At 70.8% G+C, this 14,514-nt stretch carries 9 protein-coding genes, 1 tRNA gene and 2 pseudogenes; 8 read left to right on the top strand and 4 right to left on the bottom strand.

All coding sequences use genetic code 11. The features are described from left to right. Positions 1–305: 305 nt before the first annotated feature. The 4 genes and pseudogenes from MRBLMG1_RS33520 to MRBLMG1_RS33505 all read left to right on the top strand — a co-directional run. Entirely contained in the window at positions 306–995 is a 690-nt protein-coding gene (locus MRBLMG1_RS33520) for a DUF4232 domain-containing protein (RefSeq protein ID WP_367827908.1), read from the top strand. 461 nt (positions 996–1,456) lie between these two features. Continuing rightward, positions 1,457–1,912 carry a hypothetical protein gene (locus MRBLMG1_RS33515; RefSeq protein ID WP_367827907.1) on the top strand — a complete coding sequence of 152 codons (456 nt, stop codon included), beginning with the start codon at positions 1,457–1,459 and terminating at the stop codon, positions 1,910–1,912. A gap of 103 nt (positions 1,913–2,015) precedes the next feature. Continuing rightward, positions 2,016–2,524, top strand: a pseudogene (locus MRBLMG1_RS33510) (leucine zipper domain-containing protein); the annotation flags it as partial. After that, positions 2,514–3,026: pseudogene (locus tag MRBLMG1_RS33505) on the top strand (IS5 family transposase); the annotation flags it as partial. The pseudogenes MRBLMG1_RS33510 and MRBLMG1_RS33505, both read left to right, overlap by 11 nt. 24 nt (positions 3,027–3,050) lie before the next feature. On the opposite strand, the gene MRBLMG1_RS33500 reads toward MRBLMG1_RS33505, so the two are convergent. From MRBLMG1_RS33500 to MRBLMG1_RS33490, 3 genes are all read right to left on the bottom strand, one after another. Further along, on the bottom strand, positions 3,051–3,152 hold the full coding sequence (locus MRBLMG1_RS33500; RefSeq protein ID WP_367827909.1) for a DUF5713 family protein: 102 nt from the start codon (positions 3,150–3,152) through the stop codon (positions 3,051–3,053). A 270-nt stretch (positions 3,153–3,422) separates the two neighbouring features. Next, positions 3,423–4,709, bottom strand: a complete 1,287-nt coding sequence (locus tag MRBLMG1_RS33495; protein WP_367827906.1) for a phytase — start codon at positions 4,707–4,709, stop codon at positions 3,423–3,425. Positions 4,710–4,955: 246 nt separating this feature from the next. Beyond that, a complete protein-coding gene (locus MRBLMG1_RS33490; RefSeq protein WP_367827905.1) occupies positions 4,956–7,127 on the bottom strand; it encodes a M4 family metallopeptidase in 2,172 nt (723 codons plus the stop codon). A 178-nt stretch (positions 7,128–7,305) separates the two neighbouring features. Between MRBLMG1_RS33490 and MRBLMG1_RS33485 the strand changes: the two genes are divergently transcribed. Further along, on the top strand, positions 7,306–10,026 hold the full coding sequence (locus MRBLMG1_RS33485; RefSeq protein ID WP_367827904.1) for a helix-turn-helix transcriptional regulator: 2,721 nt from the start codon (positions 7,306–7,308) through the stop codon (positions 10,024–10,026). Between the two features lie 331 nt (positions 10,027–10,357). Here the strand turns inward: MRBLMG1_RS33485 and MRBLMG1_RS33480 are convergent, their stop codons facing one another. Continuing rightward, positions 10,358–10,804, bottom strand: coding sequence for an Lrp/AsnC family transcriptional regulator (locus tag MRBLMG1_RS33480; RefSeq protein WP_367827903.1), 447 nt, complete (start codon positions 10,802–10,804; stop codon positions 10,358–10,360). Between the two features lie 647 nt (positions 10,805–11,451). Between MRBLMG1_RS33480 and MRBLMG1_RS33475 the strand changes: the two genes are divergently transcribed. From MRBLMG1_RS33475 to MRBLMG1_RS33465, 3 genes are all read left to right on the top strand, one after another. Next, complete coding sequence (locus tag MRBLMG1_RS33475; RefSeq protein WP_367827902.1) at positions 11,452–12,864, top strand: erythromycin esterase family protein; 1,413 nt, start codon at positions 11,452–11,454, stop codon at positions 12,862–12,864. A gap of 460 nt (positions 12,865–13,324) precedes the next feature. Beyond that, positions 13,325–13,398, top strand: a tRNA-Met gene (locus MRBLMG1_RS33470). A 188-nt stretch (positions 13,399–13,586) separates the two neighbouring features. Further along, positions 13,587–14,150, top strand: a complete 564-nt coding sequence (locus MRBLMG1_RS33465; RefSeq protein ID WP_367827901.1) for a dihydrofolate reductase family protein — start codon at positions 13,587–13,589, stop codon at positions 14,148–14,150. Positions 14,151–14,514 lie beyond the last annotated feature (364 nt).

Here is a 14,514-nt window from a genome sequence, read left to right as displayed (position 1 = left end):
CAGATATAACGCGCCCTTCGCCCGCTGATCCCGACGCACCAACGGCGCGAACACCTCCGCCGCGAACTCCTCCACCCGGCCCCGCACCGCAGCAAGCTCCCCAGCCCTCATACAGCCAGCGAACTACTACCCACCCACCACGACAAGACCACCTAACAAAGCACTACTAGACGCCGGGGCGCGGCCCCATCTGTGACTGAACGCGGACATGATCACTGACGGTTCGTAACTAACTGCGCGGTACAAATAGGTACGCACCACGGCATCACCCAGACCGCACAGACTCACCGCATCCCGGGGGAATCATGCTGCACACCCGCAAGGCCGTCGCCGCCGCCATCGGCCTCGTGGCCGCACTCTCGCTCACCGCCTGCAACGGCGAGGACAACGCCTCGGACAACACGCAGGCCAGCCCCACCGCGTCGGCGGACAAGGCAGGCGGCACCGGCGGACCGGACCAGACGGACCCGAGCGCCGAGACCGGCACCGGCGGGAGCGACCAGGGCGCCGGCGCCAGCACCGGCGGGAGCGACCGGAGCGCCGACACTGGTGACAATAGCGGCGGCAAGGTCGGCATCTGCCGCACCGACGCTCTCGAGGTCGCCGCCACCGACAACACCACGGACAAGACGGAAGGCGTCGTCACCGTCTCCTTCAAGAACAGCGGCGGCAGCAGCTGCCGCATCAGCGGCTTCGCGGGTGTCGACCTGAAGACGTCCCAGGGCGACACCTTCTCCGTGAACCGCAACGGCGAGCAGGCTCTTCCCCAGATCCTCAAGGACGGAAAGACCGCCGCCTTCAACATCACATTCCCGGTCAACAACAGCGGCGGCTCCGGCGTGCAGCTGACCGACCTCGTGGTGACACCCCCGAACGAAACCAAGCACGTCACTCTGAAGTGGCCGGCAGGCACGCTCCCCGTCACCGACGGCGGAGACAACGGGAAGCTCGAGATCAGCCCCGTGGGCAAGGTCAGCGGCTCCCCCGCCGGCTGACCCCCCGCCCCCACCCGGCCAGCCCCCGCACAGCAACCGATGCGGGGCACCCCTATCTCTCTGGTCAAGGCGAACGAGAGTGCGCCGAGTCGGCGAGACCGGCCGGCACGGCCGGGCGGCTGATCTGCCGTGGGATGACGTGAAGTGCCCCTTCAACTCGATGCTGATGGGGTCGCCGCCGGACGTGCGTGTCCCGAGCCTCAGTGGAGGGCTGGCAGACGGTCTCCTTGGCAGCCGCCGGGAGCGGCTGTGACTGAGCATTGCAGTTGGCGGATCGCCAGCTACGGCGCTTGCTCCAAGCGGTTCTGTGACCAGCGGTGACACGAACTCGCGCCTACGCCCTGACCGGCCGGTGCCGGTCGGCCTGACACACGTGCGCGCCCACCAGCACGCCATGGAGGGGTTCTGCGGGGGCTTCGGATCGGTCACCATGAAAGCCCGTCGGCGATCCGGGGGTGGGCATGAGCGAGGGTGGGGACGTTCTGGACGGGCGACCGGAGGAGGTCGGACCCGCGCCGTGGCTGGCGCTGGCCTGTCTGGTCGGGCTGGTTCTGTCCTACGTCGTGCTGACGAACTTCACCGGAGAGCTGCGGACAGCGCTGTGGGGCGAGAGCGGGACCGTGACCGAGGCCGACTGCCGGACCTACGACAACACCGTGGTCAATGGGGGAACGTCGAGGTCCTGCTCGGGCCTCTTCACCCCGGACGACGGCGGCTCGCCGTCCGCCGTCCTGGTCGAGGGTGACGTTGATTCGCAACCCGTCCGTGCGCGGCTGATAGACGGTCCGTCCGGCACCGCATACGTCTCCCCCACGCTGTGGGCCGGGGTACTCCCGGTGGGACTGTCTCTCCTCCTGACTGGCCTCCCGGCCGCGGTGACGCTGAACCACGTACGCCGCAACCGCGCACAGCGCTAGATGTATTGATCACGCGCGATGTTGACGCTGGTCTGGTCTTGAACATGGCGAAGACCTCCGGTGTGGTGGGAGCTGTCTAGGAACTCACCGCACGGAGGTCTTCGTGCCCCACCGTAATGCCCGGCTGACCGTCTTCGGTAGGGGACTACTGATCCAACGGGTCTGCTCAGGCCGTCCGGTCATCCATGTGGCCGCCGAGATGGGCATCTCCCCGGCCACCGCCCACACATGGATGCCCGGTGGCGGGCCGAGGGCGACACCGGTCTGCACGACCGTCCGAGCCGACACCACCCCGCACCGGCCGCGTCCACGATGGAAGACCGCGTCTGTGACCTGCGGCGGGCCCGTAAGCTCGGCCCGGCCCGGATCGGCCCGATCCTGGGCCCTCCCGCCTCGACCGTGCAACGAATCCCGACCCGCCACCGGCTGAACCGGCTGGCCTGGCTAGACCGACCCACCGGCGAGCCGATCCGACGTTACGAACGCGACTGGCCGGTAGAACTGGTCCACGTCGACATCAAGAAAGTCGGCAACATCCCCGACGGCGGCGGATGGCGAATCATCGGCCACACGGCCGGCGACCGCAACCGCCAGGCCACCACCACCGGGCGGCATCTTCACCGAGCCAAATGATCACGGGCTGGGAGGGTCGCGCAGCGGGTTCACCACCAAGCTGCACCTGATCGTCGAGCAGGGTCAGAAACCCATGGCGATCGTGGTGACGGCCGGACAGCGCGGGGACTCGCCGCAGTTCGAACCGGTGCTGGAGAAGGTCCGCGTGCCCCGCATTGGACCGAGCCGACCACGCGTCCGCCCCGACCGCATGCGGGCCGACAAGGCATACGCCTCCCGCAGAAACCGTGCCTACCTGCGCCGACGTGGGATCCGCTGCACCATCCCGGACAAGGCCGACCAGGCGCGCAACCGCCGCAAGCGCGGTTCCCGCGGCGGCCGCCCTCTGCATCTCGACCCGGTCGACTACCGCGAGCGTCATGCGGTCGAGTGCGGAATCAACCGCCTCAAGCGGCACCGGGCTGTCGCCACGCGGTACGACAAGCTCGCTGTCCGCTACGAGGCGGCCGTGCTGATCACAGCTCTCAACGAATGGCTTTGAGCTGAGGTGACTTCCTGTCATAGTTCACCAGTCCCGGCCGGCGGTCAGCTCCTCCGCATCCGCTTCTGTGAACTCGTATGCCGACGGTACGAAGCAGAACTCGTCACAGATCCACTCCCGCGCGATTCTGGGGCCGTGGCCCCTACGGGCGGCTGGGCGGCAACCGCACCGCCTGCACCCGCTGCGCTTCGACCGGGGGAGCAGTCGCGTGAGCTTCTCCGAGGCAGGCTACGAGCCTGGCCTCGGGGCAACGTGATCGCTCCCTCAATGGTTCGCCACCGCCTCGGGGCCATGCCGCGGGCGTCCTCGGTCCGAAGACGGCCGGCCCGTCTCTTCGGGGCGGGATGGCGGGACGGGTGCACGGTGTGGTAGCCGTGCGCCCGCGGCGTTCGTTCGTCAGTCGATGACGTCGAGGACCTCGCCGAGGTCGACGAACTTGAAGCCGGTGGCCTCGCGGTCGCCGTCACCGGGGGTCTCCTCGCCGTCCTGGACGACGAGCAGACCGTTGGGGTAGCGCGTGCCGAGCGGGGCGTCGAGGGCGGCGGCTCCGTCGCAGACCTCGGAGCCGTCGAGGGTGGCGGAGGCCGCGGCGATGCGGAAGCCGTTCTCGTACTCGTTGTCCTCGTCGCGCTCGCGGTCGTAGGCGACGAAGGTGTCGTCGCCCTGGCTGGAGGCGAGCAGGTAGCCGTCGCTGTCCGGCTCGGTGACCAGGGTCAGGCCCTCGACGTCGGCGGTCAGGTGCGTGCCGCCGAAGCCGGGGTCGGCGCCGGGCGTGCACTCCTCGGTCTGCTCGTCGTACGTGCCCGGGACGCCGTACTCGCGGACCTTGTCGATCAGTGTCGGCGTGCCGGTCAGGCCCGCGTCGATGCGCCAGATTCCGACGTCCTCCTGCCCCGCGTACAGGGTGCCGTCCGCGGGGTCGACGACCATGCCCTCGACCTGCGGCAGTTCGCCCGGCTCGGCGCAGGGCGTCCAGGCGGCGCCGTTGGGCAGGCGGAAGGAGGAGGGCAGGTCCAGGGTGCGGACCTGGCGGTAGCCGACGGTGCCCGTCGCGGTGGGGAGCAGTTCCAGCAGGGCGATCCGGGTGCGGTTGCGCCGGCTGACCAGGGCGTAGGAGCGGCCGGTGGCGCGGTCGGTCCAGGTGGCCAGGCCGTACGCGGTCTTCTGCTCGTTGATCTCGGCCTGGTCGGCGGAGAACACGGGCCGCGCTCCCGGGTCGGTGACGTCGGTGAGCGGGCCGCCGGGCTTGTCCCGGTCGATGCGGTAGATCCGCAGTCGGTCGTTGCCCCGGTCGCTGACCACCGCGACGTCCGCGCGCACGCCGCCCAGGCGCAGGCCCTGCACCAGGTCGACGTTGTTGAAGCGACCGGGCTTGTCGTCGGGGCTCGGCCCGGCCGGGGCGGGGATCGACTGCACCTGGCGCGCGTCCAGGTCGTAGGCCCGCAGGCCGCCCTGCTTGGCGGTGGCGATCACCAGGCTGCGGCCCGGGTCGGCGGGGTTGCGCCAGATCGCCGGGTCGTCCGCGTTGGCGTTGCCGCCAGCCTCGTCGTCGAACAGCGGCGCGGTCTCGGCCTTCGGCCGGACGCTGTCGATCCCGGAGGCCTGCGCCGGGAGGGCGAACGAGGTCGCCAGTGCCGTGCAGAGAGCCATCGCGGAGGCGCGAGACGTCAGACGTTTCGTCATGTTTCTTCCTTGTATGAGGGGGTTTGCCCTGATGGGGAAGATCTTTCCGGCCTCGCCTGTCATGTACTCGACCAAAAGGTGTCCGGTTGTTGAACGCGCCGCGAAAGCGGTGGTGCATAGACCGGACGGCCGGGACGGCCTCCCGCGCCCGTGGACGTCAGCTCCGCGTGAATGCGGTGGATCCTGCGGTCGGGGCACCCGAGCAGGGGCCCCGGCCGCAGGAGCACGGGTGGTGCGCGGGACCGGTCAGCCGATGGCGATGCCGTCGAGGAGGAAGACGGTCGACAGGTAGGTGTCTTCGGTGCCGGCGAACTCCAGCTTCACCGTCTGCCCCTTGTAGGCGGACAGGTCGACGGTCTTCTGGACGTATCCCGAGGAGGCGTTGGCGTTGGAGTAGGTGGCCAGCGTGGTGCCGTTGACGTTGACCTTGAGGGTGTCGTAGGCCGCGGAGCCGGACTCCTGGGTGGAGACCTTCAGCCAGAAGGTGAGCTTCGGGGTGCCGGTGGAGGGCACCGCGATGTTCGACTGGGACAGGGACTCGACGGCGTCGGTGCCGTAGCCCATCATCCAGGCGTACCAGGACCCGTCACGCGCGGCCTGCAGGGACGAGTTGGTGATGATGCTGTCGCTCTGGGTCCAGCCGCCGGTGCCCTGCTCGAAGCTGCCGTTGGCCAGTGCGTTCCCGCTGGGGGGCGTGGTGGGCGAGGGGGTGGGGGTGGTCGGAGAGGGGGTGGGGGTGCCCGTGCCGGGGTCGGGCAGGGCGGTGCCGACGCTGACGGCGGCCCAGGCCTTGGAGACGAGGTAGCGCTCCTGGGAGTTGGTGCCGTACAGGTCGGCGGCGGCCTGCAGGGTGGCGGTGCGGGCGCCGGCGTAGTTGGTGGTGGAGGTCATGTACGTGGACAGCGCCCGGTACCAGACGGCGGCGGCCTTGTCCTTGCCGATGCCCGCGAAGGTGTCGTTGTTGCAGGTGGTGCCGGTGTGCGAGCGTCCGCCGATGGTCTTCGCCCCGGTGCCCTCGGCGGCCAGGTAGAAGAAGTGGTTGCCGATGCCGGAGGAGAGGTGCACGTCCGCCGAGCCGGCGCCGGAGGTCCAGCACGACAGCGATCTGCCGTCGGCGGCGGGGTTGTCCATCCGGCGCAGGTAGCCGCCGGACATGTTGAGCTTCTCGCCGATGTAGTAGTCGCCCGGGTCGCCGGTGTTGCCGGCGGAGAACTCGACCATGGTGCCGAAGATGTCGCTGGTGGCCTCGTTGAGGCCGCCGGACTCGCCGGAGTAGGTGAGGTTGGCGGTGGCGGCGGTGACGCCGTGGCTCATCTCGTGGCCCGCCACGTCCACCGCGGTGACCGGGGTGTTGCCGTTCTGCGAGGAGCCGTCGCCGAAGTACATGCAGAAGCAGTTGTCGTCGTAGAAGGCGTTGACCAGGCTGTTGTCGACGTGCACGTAGGCCGGGGCGCCCCGGCCGTCGTTGCGGATGCCGGAGCGGTTGAAGGAGTTCTTGTAGTAGTCCCAGGTCTTGGCCAGGCCGTAGGAGGCGTCCACCGCGGCGCTCTCGCGGCTGGAACTGGTGCCGTTGCCCCAGGAGTTGGTGGTCTTGGAGAAGGCCCGGGCGTTCTGCCTGGGGTTCGACTGCGGGCTGTTGTAGGAGTCGTAGACGATGGTGCCGCCGTGCGCGGCGTCGGTCAGGGTGTAGCCGCCGGCGGTCTGCGTGGTCTCGACGGAGACCTGGCCGACGGTGACGCCGTTGCCGGTGCCCGTGATGCTCTGGTGCAGCTCGTACTGGTCCAGCGCCGCGCCGCTGGTCGCGTCGACGATCACCGCCTCCCGCGAGGCCGGGCCGGTCTCTCCCGCGCCGGTGACGGTCGAACGGTAGGCGAGGACGGGGATCTTGCCGACCGCGTACACCACCAGGGTGCTGTCCTTGCTGCCGGCCTTCGCCTTCTTCACGTGCCTGGCGTGCTTCACGGCCTTGGCCGAGGCGTCGGCCGCCGTCAGCTTCGGGGTGGTGCCGGCGATCCGGATCGCGCCCTGGTGCGCCAGGTCCGAGCCGGTGATCGTGCCGTCCTCGGCGAGGTGCACCACCATGTCGCCGCCGATGACGGACAGGCCTCTGTAGGTGCGGTCGTAGCGCACGTGCCGGGAGCCGTCGGCGTCGATCAGCACGTCCTTGGCCACCAGGCGCTCGTCGGGGCCCAGACCGAGCGCGCGGGCGGTCGCGGACGCGTTCCGGTCGGCCGTGCGTATCGCCTCGCCGCGCGCGTCGGCCGTCATCGCCCGGAACCCGGCGCCAGGTCGGGCGGCGGAGGTACCGGCGGCCGCGGTGGGCCGGGGAGCCGCGCTGGACTGGGTGGCCACCACGGTCACGGAGCCCAGGGCGAGGGCTGCCGCGACAGCGGCTGCCAGGGCGTTCTTGCGGTTCATCGCAATCCTTCCGCCGAGCCTTGTCGGGGGTTGCCGCAGGACGTCATCTGGGGTGCGGGGGGCGTTCGGCGGCAGTTGGCTCGGCTGTGGCCATGAGGCTAGGGACGCGGAGGGCGGCCTACATCGGGGCAATCCCTTGACCTGGACCGGGCAGGCCCGACGGGCGCACCATGGCCCGATGCCAGACTCCGAGATGTGGATGAGCGCGTTCCACGAGGCCGGTCCCGTGCTGCCGGTTATGCCGGAAGACGTGCCCGGCGCCCGCCGGGTGGTCCTGTTCGGGCCGCCCGGAAGCGGAAAGACCACCGTGGCCGCGGCCCTGGGGCGACAGCTAGGTCTCCCCGTCCTGCGGCTGGCCCCCCGTCCGCAGGACGCCCGGGTTCCCTGCGCCGGGCTGCTCGAACTCGCCTTGGCCCTTCCGACACTGCCTGCCGCGCGGGAGCTGACGGCGGCACTCGACGACGCCGCCGGCCGGCCGGGATTTCCGGACGGCGCCGGTGCGGCCCTGCGGCTGCGCCGGCAGACCGCCGCTCTGCTGCGGGAGGCACCACCCATGACCCTGATGGTGGACAACGCCCAGTGGCTGGACCCCGCCAGCGCCGCCGTCCTGGACTGGGCGCTACGCCTGACCCCGGACCTTCCCGTCATCGCGGCCGAGCGCACCTGGCGCCCGCAGGCCGGAGGTCACTGGTGCGGGGAGGACACGCGCGCGGTACGCATCCTGCCCCTGACGGTCACTCAGGTGGCGATGCTGCTGTCCCCTTACCGGTTCGCCCTCCGCGTGGTCACGCGGATCCACTCCTGCAGCGGCGGGAATCCGGCCCTGGCCCTGGCGCTGGCCGACGCCTCGCTCCCGCTCCCGGACCGGGACGGTGAAAGCGAGTCGGCCCTGCCCCCGACGGCCCGCCGACTGGTGGGCGAATGGCTGGACGAGGTACCGGCCCAGGTACAGGAACTGCTGACGTTCGCCGCACTCGACGACCGGCCCGACCTGGACCTGCTGGGCGATCTCGCCGGCCCGGCAGCCGAAAACCTCCTGGCCGAGGCCGAGGAAGCCGGGCTCATCGACCTCGGACAGCCCGACGGGACGATGCGGTTCACCGCCTCCGCGATCGGCACCGAACTCGTGGCCCGGCTGCCGGGCCACGCGCGCAGGCTCCTGCACGCCCGCCTGGCCGAGGCCAGCCGTGACGGCGTCCGCCGCGACCGGCACACCGTGCTGGCGGCCGATGCCGCCGACCCGCGGTCGGCCCGCCACGCCGCCCGCGCCGCCGTGCGCGCCCGGCAGCGCGGCGACCACGCGCTCGCGGCAGAGCTCTCCCTCCTCGCCGCCCAGCGCACCCCGCACGACGACAGCGACCTGCTCACCGAACGGGCCCTGACCGCCGTACGCGACGCCGCCCACTACGGCGACCTCCCCCGCGGCCGGGCCGCCGCCCGCCTCATCGTGGGCCACGACACCACCCCGGCCCAGCGCGTCGACGCCCTCGTCGCCCTGATCGACGCGAGCGGCCGGCACCTGCAGAGCGCCGACGAACTGTTCGCCGACGCACTCCACGCGGCGGCCGGACAACCCGACCTCACCGCGCAGGTCCTCATCCGCCGGTCCGTCTGGGCCAACGTCAACGAAGGCGACCCCCGCCGGGCGTGTGCCCTGGCCGGCCGGGCCGCCGCCCTCGCCGAGGCCGCCGGTGACACCGCCACCACCGTCATGGCCCTCACGATGCAGGCCCGCGTCCAACGCGTCCTCGGCCACCCCGACGCCGGGACCACGCTCAGCCGCGCCCTGTCCCTGCCCCGCGCCGCCCCCCTCCCGGCCAACGGCACGCCCCAGCACCTCGCCGCCCGGCACGCCCTCTTCGACGACCGCCCGGACGAGGCCCGCACCGCGCTGCTTCCCCTGCTGGTCGAAGCCGAGCGGACGGGAGACGCCGAGGCGACCGTGGACATCCTGCGCAGCCTCGCCGAGGCCGAACTCCGCGCCGGACGGTGCACCAGGGCACTCGAGCACGCCCACCGCGCCCAGGCGCTGACCGACGAGACCGGACTGTCAGCCGCACCGGCGTGCTACACCTCCGCCCTCGTCGAAGGCACCGCCGGGCGCACCGACCTCGCCCTCGTCCACGCACGCCGCGGAGTCGACACCGCCCGACAGGAGGACAACAAGGTCTTCCTCTCCCGCAACCTCTTCGCCCTCGGCCACCTCCTCCTGGCCACCGGCCGCCCGAAAGAAGCCCTGGAGGCCCTGGAGGAGGTCCGCGCACTGGAGGAGCTCCAGCAGGTCCACGACCCGTCCGTCCTGCGCTGGCATCCCGAACTCGCCGAGACCCTCGTCGCCCTCGGCCACCTCGACCAGGCACAGAGCCTGCTGGACGACACCCGCCGCACCGCGACCGACCTCGGCAGGGACGCGGTCCTCCCTCCGCTCGAACGCGCCCAGGCGCTTCTGGAAGCCGCCCGCGGCGACTACGACACCGCGGCCCGGCGCCTCACCGACGCGGCCGGCCACCTTCGCCACCTCCCCCTCGAACGCGGCAGGACCCTGCTGGCGCTCAGCCACACCGAACGACGCGGACGCCGACGCGCCAGCGCCCGCACCGCCGCGCAAAGCGCCGCCGACCTCTTCTCCGCCCACCAGGCACACCCCTGGGCCCAAACCGCCGCGCACACCCTCAGCCGACTGGAAGCCACCCCCACGGACAACGCCCACCCCCGCCTCACCTCCGCCGAACAGCGCTGTGCCGAACTCGCCGCCGCCGGAGCGAGCAACCGCGACATCGCCACCACCCTCACCGTCAGCGTCAAGACGGTCGAAGCGACCCTCACCCGCGTCTACCGGAAACTGGGCCTGCACTCACGCTTCCAACTCGCGCACACCGTCACCCCAGCACGTGAGTGACCCGCCCGGACGGCTCCAGGAGCCACCGGGTCAGTCGCGTACCGGGCGACGACGTCCGGCCTGCACCACGGATCGTCAGAACTCCTGCCCGCCACTCCATGACCGCACGTGCCGGGGGCTCGGAAGTGGGGACGGCCCGAAGCGACAGTTCCGAGGTCTGCCATGGACCCGTCGGCCAGCGGATCCCTGTAGCCCTCTCTCCGAAGGACCACGCGGACGACCTGCCATCACCCGGGCCCGAGGCGGGGCGACGGAACCCTGTTCGGCTGAACAAGCCTGCCGTCGGCAGGCGGATGGCCTCCGAGCCTCGGGCGTGATGCCGTTTCGGGGTTCAAGGGGTGCCGGCTTGCTCGGTCGCGCGGGTCCAGGTGTTCATGATGATGAAGGTCTTGGTGCCCTCCACCTTGCCGGTCCGGCGTACGGCGTTGATCACCTGCTGCAGATGGTTCACGTCCCGGACCCGGAGCTTGAGCAGGGCGTCGGAGGTGCCGGCGATGCTGTGGCTCTCCTCGATCTCCGGGATGCTCTCGGAGATGCCCTGGATCTCGTCGCTGTCGGTCGCGCCGAGCAGGCGGATCTCGATGAACGCCTGAAGCATGCCCGCCCGGCTGTCCTCGATGACCGCGGTGTAGCCGCGGATCACACCCGCCCTCTCCATGCGCTCTATGCGGCGGGCGCACGGAGCCGCTGAGAGTCCCACAGCACGTGCGATCTCCGACACGGACGCTCGCCCGTCCTTGCGGAGGATGTTCAGTATGTGGCGGTCGATCGTGTCCACGGCCAACTCCCCGAATCATGCGCGCCACGCACAAGTCGCGCGCTGAAAGCTCCATTGCTCCGTACAGATCGAGTGAACCACGCTCAACATGTGCGTGATGATGCCCGGCCTGTCGCCTGGGGACCGCCGTCCTGTCATCGTCATGGTGTCCGGGTGATCCCCGGCAGGAGGCTCGCACCGGCCAACCCCTACGGCGCGGACTCCGACCAGGTGACAGGTGCGCGGGTATCCCCGGCACCCCGCGGCCGGCCCCATATCCTGGGGCCGGCCGCGTACCGCATCAGATCCACCAGCAGCGGTCATCGCGCAGGCCAGCTGACTTCGACGACCCGATCATGAAGCTGTGCTGTTGAACCCGATCCGTGGCCCCGCCACGACGCGTGGCGAGCATCGGATCGGGGCGTCAGCGGTGTCGACTGCGCTCTTCGGGCCTCGTGCCTCTGGCGCGGCCGGAGGGTGTGGCGCGGCGGACAGGGTCGAGCTGCCGCTGATGGCGCTTCGGCTGCGAGCCGCTTGCGTCCGCCCGCCGTTCCCGACCGGAACCAGGGCTCCGGTTCCCCGCCCACCGATGGTGTAGCTGACTCCCCGGCCGGTCGGGGGGTGTACGGGATGGTCCGGGGTGCCCCCGAGCGGCGAGGGTGGGGTCCATGAACACGCACAAGGTCCTGCTCGCCGCCCTGCTCGTCCCGCTCGGTGCCACCCTGGCCGTCGTCCCGGCCGCCTCCGCCGCCACCCCGCCTACCCCGGCCGCCGTACCGGTCTCCGCCGAGGCCGTCGCGCCCGTCGGCCCGGAGGAGGCCGTGGCCTCCGCGTTCCGCTCTCCCGAGGCGGCCCTGGGCCGGGTGGCTCACCCGCTGCGCACCACCGAGCCCCGCGGCGGTCTGGCCGACCTGCGCCCGTTCGGCCGGATGGTCGACGACGCCAAGGTGGTGGGCCTGGGCGAGGCCACCCACAGCTCGCACGAGTTCCTCACCGTCAAGCACCGGGTCTTGCGCTACCTGGTCGAGGAGAAGGGCTTCCGGGCCTTCGCCCTCGAAGCGCCATGGAGCACCGGACTGCGACTCGATGCCTACCTCCTGCGCGGCGAGGGCGACTTGAAGCAGATCATGGACGAGGAGTTCCAGGGCACCTACCGCTGGTGGAACAACGCCGAGTACCGCGATCTGCTCCAGTGGGTGCGCGCGTACAACGTCAAGCACCCGAAGGATCCGGTCCGCTTCGTCGGCGACGACGGCGGGTTCGCCGGTGCCGAGTTGTACGACAAGGTGAGCGCCTACGCGGCCGCGGCCCACCCCGACCTCACCCCTCGGCTGACCGAGCTGTACCGGGGCCTGCGGCCCGCCACCGACGCCGAGACGTATGTCAACGACTACCTGTCGAAGCCGATGGCCGAACGCAAGGAGCTCGCCGAGCGGACCGGGCGAGCGGTGGACCTGCTCAAGCAGCGGCCCGGCACGGGCGCCGACGCCGACGCGCACGCCTGGGCCGTCCAGCACGCAACCGCGATCCACCAGATGACCACGCTGTTCGCCTTCGACTGGGACGACCCCCGGAGCATCCCCGACCTCATGCTCTACCGCGACCGGATCATGGCGGAGAACGTCGCCTGGTGGCAGCAGCGGACCGGCGACAAGATCATGCTCGCCGCCCACAACGGCCACATCGCACTTCGCACCTACATCCCCGGTGCCTATCCGAGGGTCCAGGGGGACTTCCTGCGCGAGCAGCTGGGCGCCGGCTACCTGAGTGTCGGACTCACCTTCGACCGCGGCTCGTTCAACGCCTTCGGCCCAGACGGCGGCGTCCACCGCTTCACCGTCGGCCCGTCCGCGCCCGGCACCACCGAGCACACCCTCGACCGGGTACGGTACCGCGACTTCGTGGTGGACCTGCGCAAGACCCCGGCGGAGGCTCGCGCCTGGCTCGCCGCGCCGCGCACCGTCAAGAACATCGGCGCCACCTACCCCGGGATCGCGGACGCCCCCCAGGTCCGGCTCTCGGAGTCGTACGACGTCGTGATCCACCTCCAGCAGGTGGAGGCGGCCCACCTGCTCAAGTAGCACCGGACTCGGGCGGTGCAGTGGCGGGGCGGCAGGTCGGCCCGGCCGGTCCGATGTCCGCGCCGCCGGGGCGTTCCCCGCTACTCCCCCGCCCTCGCCGTCTCGTCTTTCCAGCGAACCAGCTCGCGGCCTCGGAGTATGAAGGCACACCCGCACCGCAGCGGCGACACCGCAGTCACCGGTCATCCGCAGGCTCAGGACCTGGGCGCCGAACCTGGCGGCCTCGGCGGTCTGCCGCGCGTCCCAGGCGGTGCCGGCAGCGCGGTGAGTGCCTCACACGAGGCCGACGCTGTGGCAGCCTTCGGCGATGTCGAAGACACGTTCCGCCCCCTCAGCTCGAGCCGTTTCTCGTGCGGGAGCAGCCACCGGGGCGCAGGCCCGCAGGATTACGGCGACACGGACGGCTTCGTCGACCTGGTCCTGGGCAGTGCCATGGGTGGCGTACAGTTGGGCCTGCCGACGCGGGGTGGAGCAGCTCGGTAGCTCGCTGGGCTCATAACCCAGAGGTCGCAGGTTCAAATCCTATCCCCGCTACTGAAGTGGCGTGAGGCCCGAATCCTGTGGATCCGGGCCTCACGCGTGCGCCTGCGTCTCAAGCTGTCCGTCCGGTTCTCGTCGCCCGGACCGGCGAGGCCCTCCGCGGAGCCCAGATCGTGCACCGATGAGTTTCCCGCGCCGCGCTGGTCCATACTCCGGAGACCCACGGATGGAAGGCTGGCGCCATGCGGAAGCTGATCTACGGCATGAACCTGTCCCTGGACGGCTACATCGCCGCGCCCGGCGACGACATCGGCTGGAGCGTGCCGAGCGACGAGCTGTTCCAGTTCTGGTCCGACCAGTTGCAGGCGACCGACCTGACGCTGTACGGACGCAAGCTCTGGCAGACGATGAGCTCCTACTGGCCGACCGGCGACCAGCAGCCCCACGCCACCCCGGCGGAGATCGAGTTCGCGCGCCGCTGGCGGGGCATGTCGAAGGTGGTGTTCTCCTCGACGATCGACAAGGTCGACTGGAACACCCGCCTGGTCACCGGCGACGCGGTCGCCGAGATCACCCGGCTCAAGGCCGAGGACGGCGGCCCGATGGACATCGGCGGCGCGACGCTCGCCGGGGCGGCCATGCGGGGCGGGCTGATCGACGAGTACGTGCTGGCCACCGCGCCGGTCCTGGTGGGCGGCGGCACGCCGTTCTTCACCGCGCTGGACAACTGGGTGAACCTCAACCTGGTGCAGACGCGGACACTTCCCTGCGGCGTGATCCTGACCAGGTACGAGACGAGACGCTGAGCGCCTGTCATGTTTGTTGCTCTTCCGCGGGGCGCGTCCGGTCTGCCAGCTCCAGACCGCAAGGACACTCATCCGACCTTCCGCTGTGCAGAGGCGCTGGTCGTACTGGCCTGGCTGATGCGGTGGGCGCGCTCGCCGCAGGCCCGCGCGGCCGCGCGCACGGCTTCAGCGGCCTGGCGCTATTGGGCGCGGACCTCCTCCAGCAACGTCGGCGATGACCTACGGCTTCCCTTCATCCCTAGGGCCTGTGTGATGTCGTGATCAGTTCCTGGGTTCTGGCCTCTCCGCGGGGTGGATCCCGGTAGGACTGTGGTCGTGACGCGTAGGCAACTCACCAATGCCCAGTGGAAGTTCATCGAGCCGT

Origin of the sequence: Streptomyces sp. LMG1-1-1.1 (genome assembly GCF_040815545.1) — a bacterium.
Lineage (GTDB): Bacteria > Actinomycetota > Actinomycetes > Streptomycetales > Streptomycetaceae > Streptomyces.
Note: the sequence above shows the minus strand (reverse complement) of the source record. Positions and strands in the feature narration are given on the sequence as shown.

Excerpts from the sequence above, each read along its gene's own strand:
- MRBLMG1_RS33520 (WP_367827908.1), top strand. The coding sequence starts at position 306 with ATGCTGCACACCCGCAAGGCCGTCGCCGCCGCCATCGGCCTCGTGGCC.
- MRBLMG1_RS33515 (WP_367827907.1), top strand. The coding sequence starts at position 1,457 with ATGAGCGAGGGTGGGGACGTTCTGGACGGGCGACCGGAGGAGGTCGGA.
- MRBLMG1_RS33495 (WP_367827906.1), bottom strand. The coding sequence starts at position 4,709 with ATGACGAAACGTCTGACGTCTCGCGCCTCCGCGATGGCTCTCTGCACG.
- MRBLMG1_RS33490 (WP_367827905.1), bottom strand. The coding sequence starts at position 7,127 with ATGAACCGCAAGAACGCCCTGGCAGCCGCTGTCGCGGCAGCCCTCGCC.
- MRBLMG1_RS33485 (WP_367827904.1), top strand. The coding sequence starts at position 7,306 with ATGCCAGACTCCGAGATGTGGATGAGCGCGTTCCACGAGGCCGGTCCC.
- MRBLMG1_RS33475 (WP_367827902.1), top strand. The coding sequence starts at position 11,452 with ATGAACACGCACAAGGTCCTGCTCGCCGCCCTGCTCGTCCCGCTCGGT.
- MRBLMG1_RS33465 (WP_367827901.1), top strand. The coding sequence starts at position 13,587 with ATGCGGAAGCTGATCTACGGCATGAACCTGTCCCTGGACGGCTACATC.